Genomic DNA, 14,483 nt, shown 5'->3' on the forward strand with positions numbered 1-14,483 from the left:
GAATGCGGTCATTTTTATACAGAATATTGCTTCTTTGCTTCGTCATTATCGTCCAGATAGGGCTAATCGCCATTGATGCGAGCCCGTTGGTTGTTGCTATGTTCCTCTCGCTAACAGCTTTAGTCGCTGGGGTCTGGATGGCGTACCTTCATTCCCGATTTTTGATGGCGGTGACTCCAGTAGTTATCTCTGTGCTAATGGCGACCCTCGCCATGAAAATGTTTGAGCCGAGACTCTTTGTTTCTGCCAGCGAAAAAGGCTGGTTCCCTTTGTCATTGTTCGTCTCGATACCGTTTTACTTCTACTTGAGTTACTTGCTTGAGATAGAGGAGAAGAGACGTACATTCCGGGCCAATGTGATTGGGTTTTTGCGTGGAGTTTCGGAAGAGATCCGTCGTTCAACCAGAGAGCATAGAGATCAAGGTGAGATAAGACACGGTGGAACAGAGCTGGGGAGTATTGACGAACTACAAAGGGGCGAGGCCAAAGAGCCAGAAGTCATCAGCTCTACATCGGACCAGAAAGAACAAGGCACTCCCAAGCGAGACAAGAGAAAAATCATTCTGGACTGAACATGGAACAAATCAGAAAAGGCTTAACCCTCGAATACGCAAAAGAGAAGCGTGAGAAGCTCTTGGCGGAGCTCAAATCAGATGAACACTACAGCCAGACTGAAACAGTAGCCTATGGGCACCACGACCCGCTCAGCGTTCCTGTGGCAGCCTGCGATAGTTGTCATGGCCGGGCGCAAATGCAGAAGGTTATAGGTCCTCCTGTGCGCTGGAATATGGTCTGCCTGGGTTGTGGGAAGGCGATCCAACAAATCCAGAAACGACCGTGGCAAGCAGCAATGGCGTGGAACCAAATTAACTTGGGAACACAGGACTACAGACAACTGCCCCTCTTTGGACTTGGGAGTCTGTCTCCTGAATCAGCAAGACAGAGAATGGTGGGAATACGCAGGAACCTGGAGCTGAGAAAGAGCCTCGCCGGTATCGAGAGGACGATAGCCCACAAGGAAGGTCAACGCCCACCAGGGAAAGAGTACCAGCAACGACTGGAAGCATATCTGCAATGGGCCATGCTGGCGCTGAGGTTGCTCAAAGTCAAAGCAAGTTAGTGGTGAGAAGGAAGAGAGAACCCGGTACTGTAAAGCGCCGGGTTTTTTATGCCGCCCTGTTTACAGTATCAAAAAGTGATGCTATAAAGTGAGCAAGTCACAAGGAGAACCAACGAATGGCTGTTATCAACTCACTCCGCGCTCTCAAAGGCGTAACCGCCCCCGAAGAACTGAAAAAAGGGGATGGATTCACTATCTCTCCTCAGCTTCTGCTGGAGGAAGAAGGGTTTAACACCCGTGGCGCTTTCTGCGAGGACTACTACGAGCGCCCGGACATCAAAGCTGGTATTCGAGTGCTGGCCGATGCTTACAAGCGTGGCGACTATGTTCCGCCGATCATCGTCAAAGTTATCGACGGAAAGGTGTATGTCCGTGAAGGTCATCGCCGTCGCCGCGCCATCCTGCTTGCTATAGAGGAAGGTGCCGACATCCAGTTCGTGCAGGTCGTAGAGCACAAGGGCGATGAAGCCGAACAGAGCCTTCTGATCGCCACCAGCAACGATGGGCTCCCTCTTTCTCCACTTGAGCGAGCCGTGATCTACGCTCGGCTTGCAAACTGGGGGTGGAGCGACCAGATGATTGCCCAACGTGTTGGCCGCTCGGCTGAGCACGTTCGTATCGCCCGTGCCCTTTTGGAGATGCCTCTGGAACTGAAACGGATGATTCAGGAAGGCTCTGTGGCTGCCACCTACGCTCAGGAGCTCTACAACGAGCACGGCACCAACGCTGTTGAGATCCTGAAAAAGGCGCAGGAAGAACAGGCCAGTGGCAATGACGGCAAGAAGGCCCCGAAAAAACTGACCAAAAAGTCTGTCGAGAAAGGTCCCCGCCTGGGCAAAAAGGTGGTTGAAGCCATGCACCGAGGCGTGAGCTCTATTACCAGTCGTCTGGACAACATCAAGCCGAACGATGACGGTGAAACGTTCACCCTTACCCTGAGCCGGGAAGATGTTGATGCGTTTCAGGAGCTGAAAGCCAAGCTGGCGGAGCTGGAGCCCAAAACTGACGAGTCCAATGAAGACCAGCAAGAGCTGGATTTGGCGGGTAATCAGTAATGGGGCGCTGTACTGTTGAGGATGCCATCCAGTTGCTGGAAGGGGGAACCATTGTTGCGGTCGTACCGGCGTCATCCGGACCAGATACGCTGGTGGTTTCCTCTATCAGGCTTGAATCCGGACTGACAGTACAGTTTTCCCCTCCAGCGGCAGCCAGTGTCAGTGTTCAGCTCGCGGAGCTCGATGATGAACAGTGACAAGAAATCGTCTGAACTAGCCAGACTGAGGCGTCAGCATCAGCTAGTTTGCTCTGTCATCGCAGCCTTGCTCATCTGTGCAGGTATATATGGGACCGTTGCACGTTTGGGCTTCATCCTGATGGCGCCATTGTTTGTTATCGCCTTAGGTGTGTTAGTCGATGCGTTCCTGCCAAGGGTAAGTTGGTTCTTCTGTGTGCGGGACGTGAGAGACATATTTGGGTGGAGAAAACGATAGTGGCGAAGTTGAAGGTTTATGGCGGGATCACTTATGGGGCCGAGGGGCAGTTCAGAACTGTCGTTGCGGCCACAAGTAAGAGCAAGGCTGCTTCAATTCTGAATATCACGATTTACCAGATGAATAGCTGGTGGACGGAGACTTTTAACAAGTACGAGGTCGAGGCGGCGATGTCTGAGCCGGGGGCTATTTTTTCAAAGCCTCTCGATGGCAGAGACCCATTTGTAAAGCAGGAAGGATAATTGTGAGAAGTGTTTTTGTATGGTTGAAGGCCGGGGCAATACTGGCTTTCCTATTCTTCGGTATTGCTGGTGCTGTCAACCGGGTCTATTGGGTTAACAGCCAAGGTTTGAGCCAGGGGTCGATGTCATCCACATTGGTTAAAGAAAAGTTTGGCCTAGACCTTGGTGCAATGTGCCGTTATGACAAACCCCAGCATGTCGAGTTCAAAGTCCTTCCTGATCAGACAATCCAGTTCCGCTGCTCATGGTTTGAAGGTGGCGGATTAACCTGGTGGCCTTTCTACACCGAGCATGATGTAAAGAGCGCCGAGGCGACCTCTGTGCTCAATGACATATTCCAGGGTACGGAGGGGCATGATGAGTAGCCAGCTAGAACTCTTTCATGTCCAAGAGGCGTATGCCAAGGCCGATAAGCCGTTATCGAATGAGGAGCTCTACGATTCGGTGGCAGAGCTCGCTGGAATCCCGAAAAGCGCTCTGAATGAACAAAGTGAAATTGGCAAGGCAAAGGTCAAGCGGAGCAAGCTGAAAAGACAGATACGCTGGTATCAGCAAACCCTCAAGTCGATGAACCTTCTCCAGAAGGTGGACGGCGAGCGGGGTGTCTGGGAGCTCTCAAGCAAAACCAAGAAGGGCCTGCATGAAGCGCTAGGTGGCGTTCGACTGGTCGCTTATTCAACAAATCTTGGGCTGGCGGTGTGGTCAAACAACAAGAGCTTTTTCTCTGACCTCGATGAGCCGGTGCATCTGTGTGTGACATCTCCGCCGTTCCCGCTCCGTATACAGCGTGGCTATGGAAACGTTGATGAAGCCAAATGGGTGGATTTCATTACTCAGGCACTCGAACCGATAGTCAAGAACCTGGTGCCAGGAGGAAGCGTTGTCCTGAATGTCAGCAATGACATATTCGAGGCCAAGAGCCCCTCCAGATCTCTCTACGTTGAGCGAATGGTGCTGGCGCTCCATGATCGGCTTGGGCTCTCTCTCATGGATAGATGGCCGTGGATCAACCTGTCAAAACCACCAAGTCCGACCCACTGGGCTTGTGTGAACCGTTACCAGTTGTGTGCCGGGTGGGAGCCTGTTTATTGGTTCACCAACGACCCTGACAGGGTGCGTTCTGACAACAGAAGGGTCCTGATCCCTCATACAGAGAAACATCAGAAGCTGATGGCCCAAGGCGGTGATAACAGAGTGGTCAGTTATGGTGACGGGGCATATCGACTGAGAGGGAACGCATTCTCTAACGTCACGGAAGGACGGATACCGAAAAACGTTATCCAGCGCGGCCACCGTTGTGCGGATACTCTGGAGCTTCGGAGAATCGCTAGAGAACTGGGGTTGCCACCGCACCCGGCAATGTTCCCAACAGACATACCTGAAATGGCTATCCGCTTTCTGACGGAAGAGGGCGACCTTGTTGTTGATCCGTTCAGTGGGTCGAATAAGAGCGGGTTGGCCGCAGAAAGGAATAACCGGCGCTGGATCGCCTGTGACATCATTCTTGAGTACATTCGCACCCAGGCGGAAATGTTCACCGGCTTTGATGGATTTTGGATGAACCCGGCCATAGCAGCAGTGGGCGGGGGAGCGTTGAATTAAGAGAACAATGCCCATGAATTTAAGTATTATCGCAAGAGTCTTGCGCCAATTGGCAATTATTTTTGTCCTCTCCGTGCTTCTTGTGGCCGGATATATCTACTATGCCGGTAAACAACATCAGCAGGCAGCAATCAACTTTTGGGGTGAGCAATACCAGCCTGATGCCATCTCGACGCAAATTGATTGGGGGTTTATCGGTAATTGGGTTATTCCTCGCGGGGGGCCAATTATTTCTCCGGGCATTGCTGGAGTGTGTCCCAATACACCACTTCCCGTTGTGCCTCTTAAAACTGGTCCTGATGGCCGGGGTTATGTTCTCTGTGGCATTGGAAGTGAGGCTGTCGCTACCAGCTTTGATGTCAATGACATCCAGGATGAAGAGATACGAAACACATTAAAAACGATGTTTGAGGAAGAATTTGAAAAAACTGTTAAGGGGGATAAATGGACACTCAAGAACTGAACCACATGATAGCTGAGGCCTACAGCCGGGATTTGCAAAAGCCTGAGCTGGTATCGTTCAAAGAGGTGAGTCGCTGGGGGCGTAAGTACGGTTTCCCCGTCGTATGCACTCTGGCCGATGAAAGTGAAGAAAAGCAGATTCACTGGGCTGCCAGTTTGCTCATTCAAGTAGCCGGTACTTGGCCGCGAGAAGATATGCCGGAATTGCTCACACCGGAACGGGGCTCCGCGCTGTTCAACGATGCGATGCAGTTATTGGCGAATGGGCTTGGAGCAGCAAATCAATTGCGCTGACAGCACAAACCTTGTCAATAAGCGGCCTTCATGGCCGTTTTTTTGTTTAAAGTTTGTTTTAACAGAACCATAATTAGATATTGCAGTATCATTTTATGATCGCTACAATCTTTCACATGTGAAAGTTTGGGGGTGGTCTTGATCACCTGCGAGAAACCAAAATAGAGGTGGGTATGGCAAAAGTAATCAGCTTCGCCAACCAGAAAGGCGGAGTGGGTAAGAGTACCCTCTGTATCCAGCAGGCCTTTTATCTGGCGTTACAGAAGAAAAAGAAAGTGCTGGTCTTGGATATGGATGGTCAGGGGAACACGTCCTCTCGACTGGCCCCCAGACGAGAGCTTGAGGATGGTGACTACGAGCCCATCCTCACTGGAACCAAAACCGCAGAGCTGTTCGCTTACGAGCTGGACGGCATTGAGGTCATGCACTGCCCTTGCGGTGCAGACCTCATTCATACGCCGAAGAATGACCCGGATCTGTTTGAGATGGAGGCTGTGCCTCTTGACCAAGCCATGAATCCGGCTCGCCATTTGGCTGAGCTGTTTGAGAACTACGACTACGTGCTGATTGATTGTCCGCCTAGCCTCGGCAGAAAGCTGGTGGCAGCGTTGGTGATGTCTACCCATGTGGCATGTCCGGTAAAGCTCTCTGGCTTCGCTGTGGACGGCGTAGAAGGTCTCCTGAACACGATTATTGGTGTGCGCGAGGCATACAACCAAAATTTGGAGATCCTGGGCATCGTGATCAACGACATGGACCGCTCTGTCAATCACGACAAAGCCCTCAAGTCGCTGGAGAACACAGTTCCGGATCTGCTGTTTGAGAACAAAATTATGCACCGGCCTCCGCTCGATACGGCGACGACTGATGGCATCCCTGTCTGGGAGCTTCGCTATGGACATGTCGCGGCCAAAGAGGTTGAGGCGGTGTTGGAAGAACTATTAGAGAAGGTGGGCTAAGCGATGGCATTGAACAATTTAAAAGGCCTGTCCGAACTTGCTAAAGCCGCCAAAGGCAAGAAAGGCAAAGAGGTTCTTACCGTACCTGTTGACGACGTTGTATCCAAGGTCCAGGTTCGTAAGCGCTTCCGTAACATTGAAGAGCTGGCGGCAACCTTGCTGACCGAAGGGCAGCAATCTCCGATCATCGTGTTCCCGAAGAATGAAGAAGGCAAGTTCGTCATCCAAAAAGGGGAGCGGCGTTGGAGAGCGTGTAAACACGCTGGTATCGAGACCATTGACCTGGTGGTGAATGATAAGGTCCAGAACAATTTGGACGAGACTGCTGGTGAGCTGATCGAAAACATCCAGCGGGATGACTTGACTCCGGTAGAGATTGCCGAGGCGTTAAACCTGTTTATTGAAGAAGGTTGGAAGCAAAAGGATATTGCTGATCGGCTCGGTAAGAATATCACTTTCGTATCTACGCATCTGTCGTTGCTCAAGCTACCTGACTGTGTGCGTGAGTTATACGATAATGAAGTATGTTCTGATACAGAGACCTTGAATAACCTTCGTCTCTTGTTCGATCTGAATGAAGAAAGATGTCGCGCCGTCTGCGCGGTGGCTATGTCTGACGGGATTACTCGTAAACAAAGCCGTGAGCTGCTGAATGATGCCAAACGTATCAAAGACGAAATGGAAAAAGGCCCACTGACTGGCTCCCACCAGAATGATGAGCTTGGCGCTGGCAACACCGACGAGCAATCCCTCAACTCGGGTGGGGATGGTACGTCGGAACAAACCGGGAATGACGACCTGAACCTTGCCCAGGAGGAACTGGAAGGGGGTAAAAATTCCAATGGTCAGGACGATGATGACGAAGACCCTTTGCGTGATGAAGAGGGTGAGCACAAAGATCCTGTCAAGCAGCCAGATAACAGCGGCAAGGACAAAGATGAAGAAGGCGGTGATGCTCTTCCTCCTCTGCCGAAGGACAAGGAATGGAAGAACGTCCGGGCTGACAGTTTGATTTTTGCTGTCAACGTTAACCTGGATGGCGAGACCAAACGTGGAGTCATCATGACCGACCGTGTTGCTCTGGTTCCGTCTACTGTCTGGGTTAAAACGCTCGATGGCGAAGGCAAGGAAAAGCATGTTCATGTGCCTGTGTCAGACATTGAACTCCTGAGTGTCGAAGGCTAATAAAGGAGGCCCAGCCAAAGAGGTTGGGCCTGTCAAGAACAGGTGAATATGAAGATCTCACAGGACATGAAAAGAAAATTTGCTTTGGTGAATGCCCTGTCTAAAACGGAGAAGCCAAGTCTCCAAGACCTTCACAAGGCAACAAATATTCCTGAATCAACGATCAAGAGACAGTTGTCTGCCCTGCGTGATGAGTTCGGAATGAATATCTTGTTCGTCAGGGAGTCTACCGGCGAACGAGGTGCCACCGGCTACTACATGCTGACAGACTGGGGGATCTTAGACAGGTCTTCGTTCTTGAACCGGTACGGAAAACTGTAAGGTGCCATAGAGCAGCGCATTGAATGCAAAACCCGCCAATCGGCGGGTTTTTTTATGCTGCCACGGTAGCGGCGGTTGCTGGAGGTTTTTCGGCGTAGTAGGCGATGTTCTTGGTTCGTCTGCTAAGGGTGTCTATGCCGACGATACTCAGCGTTTTGGGAGTGGTATTGCGGGACTCGAAATAATGGAATAGCTGGATCATGCAGCACTTCACCATCAACGGATCGATGTCTTCCAGGTAGATTGAGGCTTCTCTCAATGCTTCGGGACCGTGGTTCTCGATCAGGTTTTCCATCCAGTGAATGGCGTTGATGCCAGAACCACAGCAGGGCTCATAAAAGTCTGCCGAAGACTGTGAGCCAACAATGAGTGACATCAAGCGGCCAATCTCTGGAGGAGTGGGGAAGTAATTGGTGCCCTTCTTGTGGAAGCCAGACATGCTTAGGACGTAACCCAAAACATCGCTGGTGGGGTCGCGCTTAATGGCGGCAGACAGGACGTGAGAGAGCTCGAAGGCGACCGGCTGAAGTTCTTCCGGGATCTCCTCCTTGGCTGGGTATAGGCCAGTCTGCAAGTATGCCCACTGGTCAATAAAGGCCTCAACAAACCGAGATGTGCCCATTCTGTATCGGGACTGCTCGATGAGAGATAAAGCCTTGGATGTAAGTTGCTGTGTTTCTGGTGACATAAGCGCTCCAGTTTGTTCTGACGAAACATTCAAGAGGTAGAAACGAAGAACCCCGCCGAAGCGAGGTTCTTTGCTTTCCTGCCTGATCGCCTTAATGCCGAAGCAAAGACGTCTTGATAAAGTCGGGGCAACCGGACATTTCCCGGTCGATGAAGTCCTGACGTTTCGCCAGCGGCCATTTCATGAACGCCGCGAGCGGGATGCGCTTATTCGTGTTAGTATTGCCTTGCAGCATAACAAAGCTCCTTAATTGCTTGATTGTGTTGTAAGGGCTGCAACGAAGGTCGAAGAGCGATGCGGCCCTTATTTATGATTATTACAGCATCATAAAATAATATCAAGAGACAATAAAACGATACCAAGAAACAAAACTTTCACATGTGAAAGTCTCCCCGCTGTCCACCTCGCACACTCCAAACGCCCAAACGCCCAAATAACTTGTCTATCTGCCCAAAATGGGCGCGTAAGCGTCCGATAGAAAGTAATTGTTAGTGAGATATTGACTACACGGAATATGGCTATATCATAGAATCATAAAATGATGCTGTAAAAGTGATATGTATGCCAAAGCAAGCAAATCATCTCCGTTTGAAGAAACCTTGCGCCAACTGTCCATTCCGGAAGGAGGGCGCTATCGAGCTGGCCCCTGGGCGATTAGAAGGCATCATCAACGACATCGTTGAAAACGACATGACGACGTTTCATTGCCACAAGACCGTGCACTCAAAGTCAGGTGGTGAATGGGATGAAGAGGGTAACTATGCACCTTCGGGACAAGAGTCGATGTGTGCCGGTGCTGCGGCTTACTTGATGAAAATAGGCAGGCCGACAGTGGCTATGCGAATTGCCTTTGCGTTTGGTGATGCAAAGGTGTCCGACTGGGACGAAGCTCAAGAGCTGGTTGTCGAGCCTTTGGTACAAGGGGACCGAAATGAGTAAGCGATATGCGGTAGTGCCGCATCCGAAACTGAAACGAGAGTACAAAGGTCGGCTGGTCAGAACTACTCGGGTACTAAAAAACGGCTGGGGGTTGATCCCTCTAGGGGCTGTGGCAACGGTCACGCATCAGTCTCCCAAGGGATCAGAACTGACCTTTGAACCATGCGACTGCTGCGGCCTGAAAGCCATTATCAGTCATGTAAGCATGGACTCCATTGAATTTATCGAACCGATTACTGAGGAAGAAGATGGACGAGAACAAGCTCAACATTGAAACGGTCGATGGGCACAACGAGCTGGTAGTCAGCTTTTTGTCCAGAATGGTAAGCCTGAGTGACGAGGAAAAGCAGACAGTATTGTCCTGCCTTCCGGACACCGGCAAACAAACAATCACCCAGCTCTATGAGGCGCTGCGTTCTCAAGGGCACCAGGATCTTGCAGAGAAAGTCGAACCATACCTCCAGCAGGGGGTGTTTGGGCCGATCTTCGATAACGCCAAGTCCAAGGTGTTCGTTCGGGACGAAGCGCCTTTTTTCCTCATGGATGAAAATCCTTTGAACTGGGATGACGCTAAAGCATTCAATCGCCTACGTATGAGTACGACCTGTGTTCTTGGCCGTGGCGGCTGGACTATCGGTGAGCGCTTTGATGACCGCTTTGATACCGAGGTGGGCGGAACACAGCTTATCGTCACTCAGTCACTCAACGAAAAAGGTGAGATTGAAGGAGGACTTCCTACCTCGATGTCGCTGAATGACTTTGCTGAGTTCCCTAAACAGCCAAGGCCTCCTCAAATAGTCGATTACCAGGAAGACAAGCGATACACGCTTGAGGAAGCGGAAGCTATCCCTGAGCTCGCACCAGTGGTTCAGCGTCTGAAAGAGCGCATCGAAGAGTATGAGGAGAGAAGAGCCCATGATTGACCTGACATGCCGCCTTTGTGCTGGTTCCGGTGTTTATGACTTTTCCCCTTCCAAAGAAACCTGCGGTATGTGCCAAGGGCATGGGAAATTTGTTGACGCCAAAGCAATGCTGGTGGCTGCCATCGAGCTGGCAAAGAAGCAACGCGAGCCTGTCATTGAAGTGGTAATGGGGTTGGTGCTCCAGGGTGTGGATGTTAGAGGGAAGGAGCCTGGAGAGCGGTTCAAGGCTGCTCAGGCCTTTAACGCCCCAGGGCACAACCTATTACGATACGGGTGGGATGCTTGGGAGCTCTATGCCCTCCATGAGGGTGTAAGTCCAGAACTTGCATCGCTTGGCCGAAGTGTGATGCGCGAGTGGCATAGCCATTCATGGGGCCGGTTCAGTGGAGAGGTAGGCTTTAACGCCGCCGAGATCATGATCAAACAGGCCAAAGACAACCCAGAAAAAGCAGAAGAGCGCTGGGCGTTCCTGCTTAGTGAAGAATGGATGGTGGAGTAATTGTCGTGACAGAACAAACCAATAAGAAATTGATGCTGGATGAGTCTCCAGATATGCCCCTGCAATTCAAGTGGAGAAAGTTTGGTGGTGCGATTTTTACTGCCACGCAAACAATGGAGCACGTCAAGGAAGGACGTAAGCTCGGGCCGACTCCAGCAGGGATGCTACCTCAAGAAGTGTGGCTGAACCGCCTGATCGCTATGGAAGAAACCCTGCCACGAGGGAAGTTTTTTGACAGATTCCGCCGCCGCGACAAAAACGAGCAGTATGACTTGGCCGCCGATCATCTCCGTCTTGTCGGACAGAAAAAGCGATAGGGGGATAGATGAAAGCCCAGGCATACCCACCATCAGTCATTCGTAAAGGCGCTGTGTTGTACGCAGCCCTTTATTACATCTCTGATGATGATAAAGCAAAGGTCGAGGTTACAGAGTGGATAGTTCGCTCTATTCAGAAACGACGCAACTCAACCAGCGATCAACGCTATGTCAATCTTGCCCAAAAGTTAGATGGGATTACGTGGGGGAAAAGGTCACGGAAGAATGGGGACTTTGGTTGGTTGCCATCTATACCGAGCTGGTGCTTGAAGCAGTTCCGGGAAGGTGGCGAATTGCCTTTTGGCGTTTATACGACGCGACTGGCCGCTCTCAAGTTTGCGAAAGTCAGCTTGCAGGAAGAGGTCCAATATTGCGAGGCCGAGCTGAAAAAGGCTCAGACAGAAGAGGATACTCAGGAACTCCAAGAGGAGCTGGCGGAGAACCAGAGACTTCTGAAAGCTGCTGGAGCAATGGTGAAGCGCGAGCAAAACAAGAAGAAAAGAGGTTGACCAATGTTACCGATCGTCTCCCCCTCCGTAGTAACCAAACAACTTGCGTTCAATCGAGTAGGCGATAAACGCAAGGTTAGGGTTTCGTCCAACTTTTTGGATGTTATGGGGTTCAAGCCAGGTATGGGCATCGCCGTTGAGCCAGGGGAGGGGATGGGCGGTTTTTCGGTGATCCCAGCGACCGATGAACTACAGACACACCAGGTTTATCAGCGCCGGTATCAACCAAAGAGTCGCTCCAACAACCCGCTGGAAACCGTTATTGAGTTTTCTGGACAAGGGCTCATAGATAAGTGCTTCCCTCGCTATACAGAGCGTTTCCACGTCGAAATGCGAAAAGGTCGAGTAGTCTTCACTCCCGTCGCAAACAGAGCCTTTGCCATTGCTGATCGGTTCAGAAAAACCAGCCCTTTCCGTGCCTTTGTGGCATTGACTGGCGGGGTAGACATTCATGTTATGGAATCGCTTGGCTGGAAGGCTGAGATTGTTTTGGAACATCGTCCAGTTGAAGCCAGAGACAGAGCATCCGGGCGGAACCTGAGTGAAGTACATGCGCTCAATACGCTGGTGAACAGCTCCCCGCGTATCCTGCTGAATGAAGACATTCATCACCTGGAGCTGGATCGCCTTGGAGCCTTGCTGGCGGAGTGCCCACCAATTGGTTTGGCCCATTACTCGTTGGGGTGTGATGACCACTCAAACGCCAAAAGTCCAAGGGACAAAGAGCGTTCTCTTGAAGATCTCTCCACCATGCTCGACATGGTTTACCCGGCACTAAAACAGATCGAGGTCGTGAACCCTGCCGTCGTGCTGGTGGAAAACGTCCCGAACTTCAAAGCATCCGGAGCCGGGGCGATGATGGGAACGACACTGCGGCGGATGGGGTACTTCCTCACTGAGATGGTCTTGAACGGTCTGGATTTCGGCGCGTACCAGGGGCGAGAACGCTATTACATGGTGGCGTCGGTCTTCCCTGGGTTCGTTCCACCGAAACCTGAGCAGAGAGCTGGTGGACGATTGTGGCCGGTGATCGAGAAGCACCTCGGGGATTGTGCAGACGTCACAGCGTTGAAGTCAATTCAGGCCAGAGAGTCAACTTCTCGCAGGATGCCTGCGTTCTTGACGAGAGAAAGCACCAGTTGCCCGACCATCCTCAAGTCTCAGGATCGTGGGGTAAAGGATGCAGTGTACATCCAAGACGGTGGCCGCATTTACAAGCCATCGGTCGATCTGGTTCAGGAGTTGATGTCGATACCTGATAGCTTTGATATTTCGTGGATGGCAAAAGAACAAGCGACAGAAACACTTGGGCAGAGTGTGGATTACAGATTGCATTCAGCGGTCATGGCCGCAGTTCGGGATCACCTGAATGTGAATTGCGGTCGCCATACCGTGGTGCAGCACGGTATCAGAAGTAAGGAAGGTAAATAATGGCAGTCATTTACTACGGCGAGGGAACCCATGACGCCGGTTTCGTCGGGTTCCGTGTCGCACGAACAGTTGGGGTGGCGGATGATTACCGGCAGGAATACTTCTCCTTGAGAGAGTATTCCTACGCAACAGCTCACCGGCTGGCCTACAGCTTGGACCGAAAGTGGGAAGCTGAGGCAGAAGAGGTGAAGCGTCAGAATAAGACTTGTAAGCGGCGACGCAACTCCGGGCCAAATATCATTGCTGAGGGGCTGAGGGCTTATATCAGTATCGAGAACCGGAGCCGGATGGGGGTGAAGAGAACCTACTTCGCACCTTGTTTTCTCGTCACAAAGCCAGGCTACGGCAATGGGGATATTGTTTTCAGGATTTCCACTCATGGCTACGCAGAAGCCTACGAAAAGGCGGTGGAAAAATATTGTGAGATCCATGATTTGACGGATGAGCAGTATGTTGAGTTGCTTGACCGTATGCCGAGTACAGAGGTGTTCACTGGATACCTGCTGAATGCTCTTTTAATACGCGGTCATCGCGCCACAAAAGCTGAAATACTGAGTAAGCTGGGGGCTGCGAAGAATGAAGATGACATCACCAATAGCAAAGGGAAAAGCGGCCACAACAGAGTGCGTTGCCCAGAGTATCGGTGGGCGCAATAACAGCGCCAGATGTTCAAACCATGTTTTATAGCAACACCTCTTTGGGGGCGGAATTATGTTTTTTGATAACAAAGTAGAATCTCACTCGCTCGTAATGGGAGCCAGCGGGAAGGGCAAATCGGTCTTGTCCGAACAAGTGCGGAAAAACGCGAGGCTGCGCGGTGATCTGCTGGTGGATACTGAGATGTACCGTGAAGGTCGAGGGTTGAAACCATACGAGCATGAGTACGCTCGTCGCTTAGTTCTGGGGCTAAGTGGACCGTTGCCGCGTGAACTGCGTGGGAAGCCGGTGACGGTTATCTCTGATGTGTCCAGACCAAAAAAGGTAAAGCGTCAGCCAAAGCAATTTGTTAAGACCGTAAATGGCGTCACCCTTGAACGCCAATTGGTGGCAGATGCAAGAGACCAGTTGGAAATGCAAACAGGCGTCTGGCTCAAACAACCTCAGCTCATCGAGCTGATGGAAGAGTCGGGCATAGACGAAACTCTAGCCGATTTTGGTGAGGCTGAAACACAGATCCGAGAAATGCTGGCGGATGCGTTGGCGATGAAACTGGTAGGGCGCTCATGGCCCAAGTGTGGAGCCCTCTATAACGCGGCAGAAAAGTCCGACGTTAACTTTTCCTCCGAGCTTGATGCTGCGGCAAAAGAAGCTGGATACATGGTTCGCTGAATGGGATTTGGTGTGGACAAGATAGATCGGCAAAGTTGGCTCGTTAAATTCAGGCGAGCGAAGTGTCAGGACACTTTAGACACGATGCGGGATGCGGCCATTCGCAACTATGAAGGGAATATTCGTGTTATCGCGGATATTGTATTGGCCCATGAGGCGAGAGAGACAGAAAT

General features: G+C 51.3%; 23 protein-coding genes. 21 read left to right on the top strand and 2 right to left on the bottom strand.

From position 1 onward, the window contains the following. Nucleotides 1–2: 2 nt before the first annotated feature. The 12 genes from JY391_RS22675 (at nucleotide 3) to JY391_RS22730 (ending at nucleotide 7,675) form a co-directional block, all read left to right on the top strand. Complete coding sequence (locus tag JY391_RS22675) at nucleotides 3–572, top strand: hypothetical protein (RefSeq protein WP_001256126.1); 570 nt, start codon at nucleotides 3–5, stop codon at nucleotides 570–572. Nucleotides 573–574: 2 nt separating this feature from the next. Next, the gene (locus JY391_RS22680) at nucleotides 575–1,120 is read left to right on the top strand and encodes a hypothetical protein (protein ID WP_000435225.1); all 546 of its coding nucleotides are present in this window, start codon (nucleotides 575–577) and stop codon (nucleotides 1,118–1,120) included. Nucleotides 1,121–1,236: 116 nt separating this feature from the next. After that, complete coding sequence (locus JY391_RS22685; RefSeq protein ID WP_000268394.1) at nucleotides 1,237–2,175, top strand: ParB/RepB/Spo0J family partition protein; 939 nt, start codon at nucleotides 1,237–1,239, stop codon at nucleotides 2,173–2,175. Next, the gene (locus JY391_RS22690) at nucleotides 2,175–2,372 is read left to right on the top strand and encodes a hypothetical protein (RefSeq protein WP_000532167.1); all 198 of its coding nucleotides are present in this window, start codon (nucleotides 2,175–2,177) and stop codon (nucleotides 2,370–2,372) included. The genes JY391_RS22685 and JY391_RS22690 overlap by 1 nt, the downstream gene beginning before the upstream one ends. A 237-nt stretch (nucleotides 2,373–2,609) precedes the next feature. Then, a complete protein-coding gene (locus JY391_RS22695; RefSeq protein ID WP_001096360.1) occupies nucleotides 2,610–2,852 on the top strand; it encodes a hypothetical protein in 243 nt (80 codons plus the stop codon). Nucleotides 2,853–2,854: 2 nt separating this feature from the next. Beyond that, nucleotides 2,855–3,217 carry a hypothetical protein gene (locus JY391_RS22700; RefSeq protein ID WP_001258026.1) on the top strand — a complete coding sequence of 121 codons (363 nt, stop codon included), beginning with the start codon at nucleotides 2,855–2,857 and terminating at the stop codon, nucleotides 3,215–3,217. Beyond that, nucleotides 3,210–4,454, top strand: a complete 1,245-nt coding sequence (locus tag JY391_RS22705; protein WP_000098294.1) for a DNA-methyltransferase — start codon at nucleotides 3,210–3,212, stop codon at nucleotides 4,452–4,454. Before JY391_RS22700 ends, JY391_RS22705 begins: the two co-directional genes overlap by 8 nt. A gap of 13 nt (nucleotides 4,455–4,467) precedes the next feature. Then, nucleotides 4,468–4,917, top strand: coding sequence for a hypothetical protein (locus JY391_RS22710; protein ID WP_001053910.1), 450 nt, complete (start codon nucleotides 4,468–4,470; stop codon nucleotides 4,915–4,917). After that, nucleotides 4,899–5,210 carry a hypothetical protein gene (locus tag JY391_RS22715; protein WP_000380893.1) on the top strand — a complete coding sequence of 104 codons (312 nt, stop codon included), beginning with the start codon at nucleotides 4,899–4,901 and terminating at the stop codon, nucleotides 5,208–5,210. The genes JY391_RS22710 and JY391_RS22715 overlap by 19 nt, the downstream gene beginning before the upstream one ends. A gap of 173 nt (nucleotides 5,211–5,383) precedes the next feature. After that, nucleotides 5,384–6,169 carry a ParA family protein gene (locus tag JY391_RS22720; RefSeq protein ID WP_001151305.1) on the top strand — a complete coding sequence of 262 codons (786 nt, stop codon included), beginning with the start codon at nucleotides 5,384–5,386 and terminating at the stop codon, nucleotides 6,167–6,169. A gap of 3 nt (nucleotides 6,170–6,172) precedes the next feature. Next, the gene (locus JY391_RS22725; protein ID WP_001207227.1) at nucleotides 6,173–7,354 is read left to right on the top strand and encodes a ParB/RepB/Spo0J family partition protein; all 1,182 of its coding nucleotides are present in this window, start codon (nucleotides 6,173–6,175) and stop codon (nucleotides 7,352–7,354) included. 48 nt (nucleotides 7,355–7,402) lie between these two features. After that, complete coding sequence (locus tag JY391_RS22730) at nucleotides 7,403–7,675, top strand: helix-turn-helix domain-containing protein (protein WP_000703827.1); 273 nt, start codon at nucleotides 7,403–7,405, stop codon at nucleotides 7,673–7,675. A gap of 52 nt (nucleotides 7,676–7,727) precedes the next feature. Here JY391_RS22730 and JY391_RS22735 read toward each other — a convergent pair whose 3' ends face one another. Both JY391_RS22735 and JY391_RS22740 read right to left on the bottom strand, forming a co-directional pair. Next, nucleotides 7,728–8,363, bottom strand: coding sequence for an N-6 DNA methylase (locus JY391_RS22735; protein ID WP_000074431.1), 636 nt, complete (start codon nucleotides 8,361–8,363; stop codon nucleotides 7,728–7,730). A 91-nt stretch (nucleotides 8,364–8,454) separates the two neighbouring features. Then, on the bottom strand, nucleotides 8,455–8,598 hold the full coding sequence (locus JY391_RS22740) for a hypothetical protein (RefSeq protein ID WP_000939033.1): 144 nt from the start codon (nucleotides 8,596–8,598) through the stop codon (nucleotides 8,455–8,457). A gap of 326 nt (nucleotides 8,599–8,924) precedes the next feature. Between JY391_RS22740 and JY391_RS22745 the strand changes: the two genes are divergently transcribed. The 9 genes from JY391_RS22745 to JY391_RS22785 are packed head-to-tail and all read left to right on the top strand — an operon-like array spanning nucleotide 8,925 to nucleotide 14,310. Continuing rightward, nucleotides 8,925–9,302, top strand: coding sequence for a hypothetical protein (locus JY391_RS22745; protein WP_001125904.1), 378 nt, complete (start codon nucleotides 8,925–8,927; stop codon nucleotides 9,300–9,302). After that, nucleotides 9,295–9,576: a hypothetical protein gene (locus JY391_RS22750; RefSeq protein WP_000044823.1), complete on the top strand. Its 282-nt coding sequence runs from the start codon at nucleotides 9,295–9,297 to the stop codon at nucleotides 9,574–9,576. The genes JY391_RS22745 and JY391_RS22750 overlap by 8 nt, the downstream gene beginning before the upstream one ends. Beyond that, on the top strand, nucleotides 9,551–10,225 hold the full coding sequence (locus JY391_RS22755) for a hypothetical protein (RefSeq protein ID WP_000344149.1): 675 nt from the start codon (nucleotides 9,551–9,553) through the stop codon (nucleotides 10,223–10,225). The genes JY391_RS22750 and JY391_RS22755 overlap by 26 nt, the downstream gene beginning before the upstream one ends. Then, nucleotides 10,218–10,724: a hypothetical protein gene (locus JY391_RS22760; RefSeq protein ID WP_000566443.1), complete on the top strand. Its 507-nt coding sequence runs from the start codon at nucleotides 10,218–10,220 to the stop codon at nucleotides 10,722–10,724. The genes JY391_RS22755 and JY391_RS22760 overlap by 8 nt, the downstream gene beginning before the upstream one ends. Nucleotides 10,725–10,729: 5 nt before the next feature. Further along, on the top strand, nucleotides 10,730–11,041 hold the full coding sequence (locus JY391_RS22765) for a hypothetical protein (RefSeq protein WP_002210541.1): 312 nt from the start codon (nucleotides 10,730–10,732) through the stop codon (nucleotides 11,039–11,041). An 8-nt stretch (nucleotides 11,042–11,049) separates the two neighbouring features. After that, a complete protein-coding gene (locus JY391_RS22770; protein ID WP_000647188.1) occupies nucleotides 11,050–11,550 on the top strand; it encodes a hypothetical protein in 501 nt (166 codons plus the stop codon). A 3-nt stretch (nucleotides 11,551–11,553) separates the two neighbouring features. Continuing rightward, nucleotides 11,554–12,981 carry a DNA cytosine methyltransferase gene (locus tag JY391_RS22775; RefSeq protein ID WP_000936897.1) on the top strand — a complete coding sequence of 476 codons (1,428 nt, stop codon included), beginning with the start codon at nucleotides 11,554–11,556 and terminating at the stop codon, nucleotides 12,979–12,981. Next, the gene (locus JY391_RS22780; protein ID WP_000268552.1) at nucleotides 12,981–13,637 is read left to right on the top strand and encodes a hypothetical protein; all 657 of its coding nucleotides are present in this window, start codon (nucleotides 12,981–12,983) and stop codon (nucleotides 13,635–13,637) included. The genes JY391_RS22775 and JY391_RS22780 overlap by 1 nt, the downstream gene beginning before the upstream one ends. Before the next feature lie 55 nt (nucleotides 13,638–13,692). Further along, complete coding sequence (locus JY391_RS22785) at nucleotides 13,693–14,310, top strand: hypothetical protein (protein ID WP_000464630.1); 618 nt, start codon at nucleotides 13,693–13,695, stop codon at nucleotides 14,308–14,310. Nucleotides 14,311–14,483 lie beyond the last annotated feature (173 nt).

It is taken from the genome of Citrobacter sedlakii (assembly GCF_018128425.1).
Taxonomy (GTDB): domain Bacteria; phylum Pseudomonadota; class Gammaproteobacteria; order Enterobacterales; family Enterobacteriaceae; genus Citrobacter_A; species Citrobacter_A sedlakii.

Coding starts and splice junctions, on each gene's coding strand:
- JY391_RS22720 (WP_001151305.1), top strand. CDS start 5,384: ATGGCAAAAGTAATCAGCTTCGCCAACCAGAAAGGCGGAGTGGGTAAG.
- JY391_RS22735 (WP_000074431.1), bottom strand. CDS start 8,363: ATGTCACCAGAAACACAGCAACTTACATCCAAGGCTTTATCTCTCATC.
- JY391_RS22780 (WP_000268552.1), top strand. CDS start 12,981: ATGGCAGTCATTTACTACGGCGAGGGAACCCATGACGCCGGTTTCGTC.
- JY391_RS22760 (WP_000566443.1), top strand. CDS start 10,218: ATGATTGACCTGACATGCCGCCTTTGTGCTGGTTCCGGTGTTTATGAC.
- JY391_RS22680 (WP_000435225.1), top strand. CDS start 575: ATGGAACAAATCAGAAAAGGCTTAACCCTCGAATACGCAAAAGAGAAG.
- JY391_RS22785 (WP_000464630.1), top strand. CDS start 13,693: ATGTTTTTTGATAACAAAGTAGAATCTCACTCGCTCGTAATGGGAGCC.
- JY391_RS22725 (WP_001207227.1), top strand. CDS start 6,173: ATGGCATTGAACAATTTAAAAGGCCTGTCCGAACTTGCTAAAGCCGCC.
- JY391_RS22740 (WP_000939033.1), bottom strand. CDS start 8,598: ATGCTGCAAGGCAATACTAACACGAATAAGCGCATCCCGCTCGCGGCG.
- JY391_RS22690 (WP_000532167.1), top strand. CDS start 2,175: ATGGGGCGCTGTACTGTTGAGGATGCCATCCAGTTGCTGGAAGGGGGA.
- JY391_RS22715 (WP_000380893.1), top strand. CDS start 4,899: ATGGACACTCAAGAACTGAACCACATGATAGCTGAGGCCTACAGCCGG.
- JY391_RS22750 (WP_000044823.1), top strand. CDS start 9,295: ATGAGTAAGCGATATGCGGTAGTGCCGCATCCGAAACTGAAACGAGAG.
- JY391_RS22710 (WP_001053910.1), top strand. CDS start 4,468: ATGAATTTAAGTATTATCGCAAGAGTCTTGCGCCAATTGGCAATTATT.
- JY391_RS22685 (WP_000268394.1), top strand. CDS start 1,237: ATGGCTGTTATCAACTCACTCCGCGCTCTCAAAGGCGTAACCGCCCCC.
- JY391_RS22775 (WP_000936897.1), top strand. CDS start 11,554: ATGTTACCGATCGTCTCCCCCTCCGTAGTAACCAAACAACTTGCGTTC.
- JY391_RS22755 (WP_000344149.1), top strand. CDS start 9,551: ATGGACGAGAACAAGCTCAACATTGAAACGGTCGATGGGCACAACGAG.
- JY391_RS22675 (WP_001256126.1), top strand. CDS start 3: ATGCGGTCATTTTTATACAGAATATTGCTTCTTTGCTTCGTCATTATC.
- JY391_RS22745 (WP_001125904.1), top strand. CDS start 8,925: ATGCCAAAGCAAGCAAATCATCTCCGTTTGAAGAAACCTTGCGCCAAC.
- JY391_RS22770 (WP_000647188.1), top strand. CDS start 11,050: ATGAAAGCCCAGGCATACCCACCATCAGTCATTCGTAAAGGCGCTGTG.
- JY391_RS22730 (WP_000703827.1), top strand. CDS start 7,403: ATGAAGATCTCACAGGACATGAAAAGAAAATTTGCTTTGGTGAATGCC.
- JY391_RS22705 (WP_000098294.1), top strand. CDS start 3,210: ATGAGTAGCCAGCTAGAACTCTTTCATGTCCAAGAGGCGTATGCCAAG.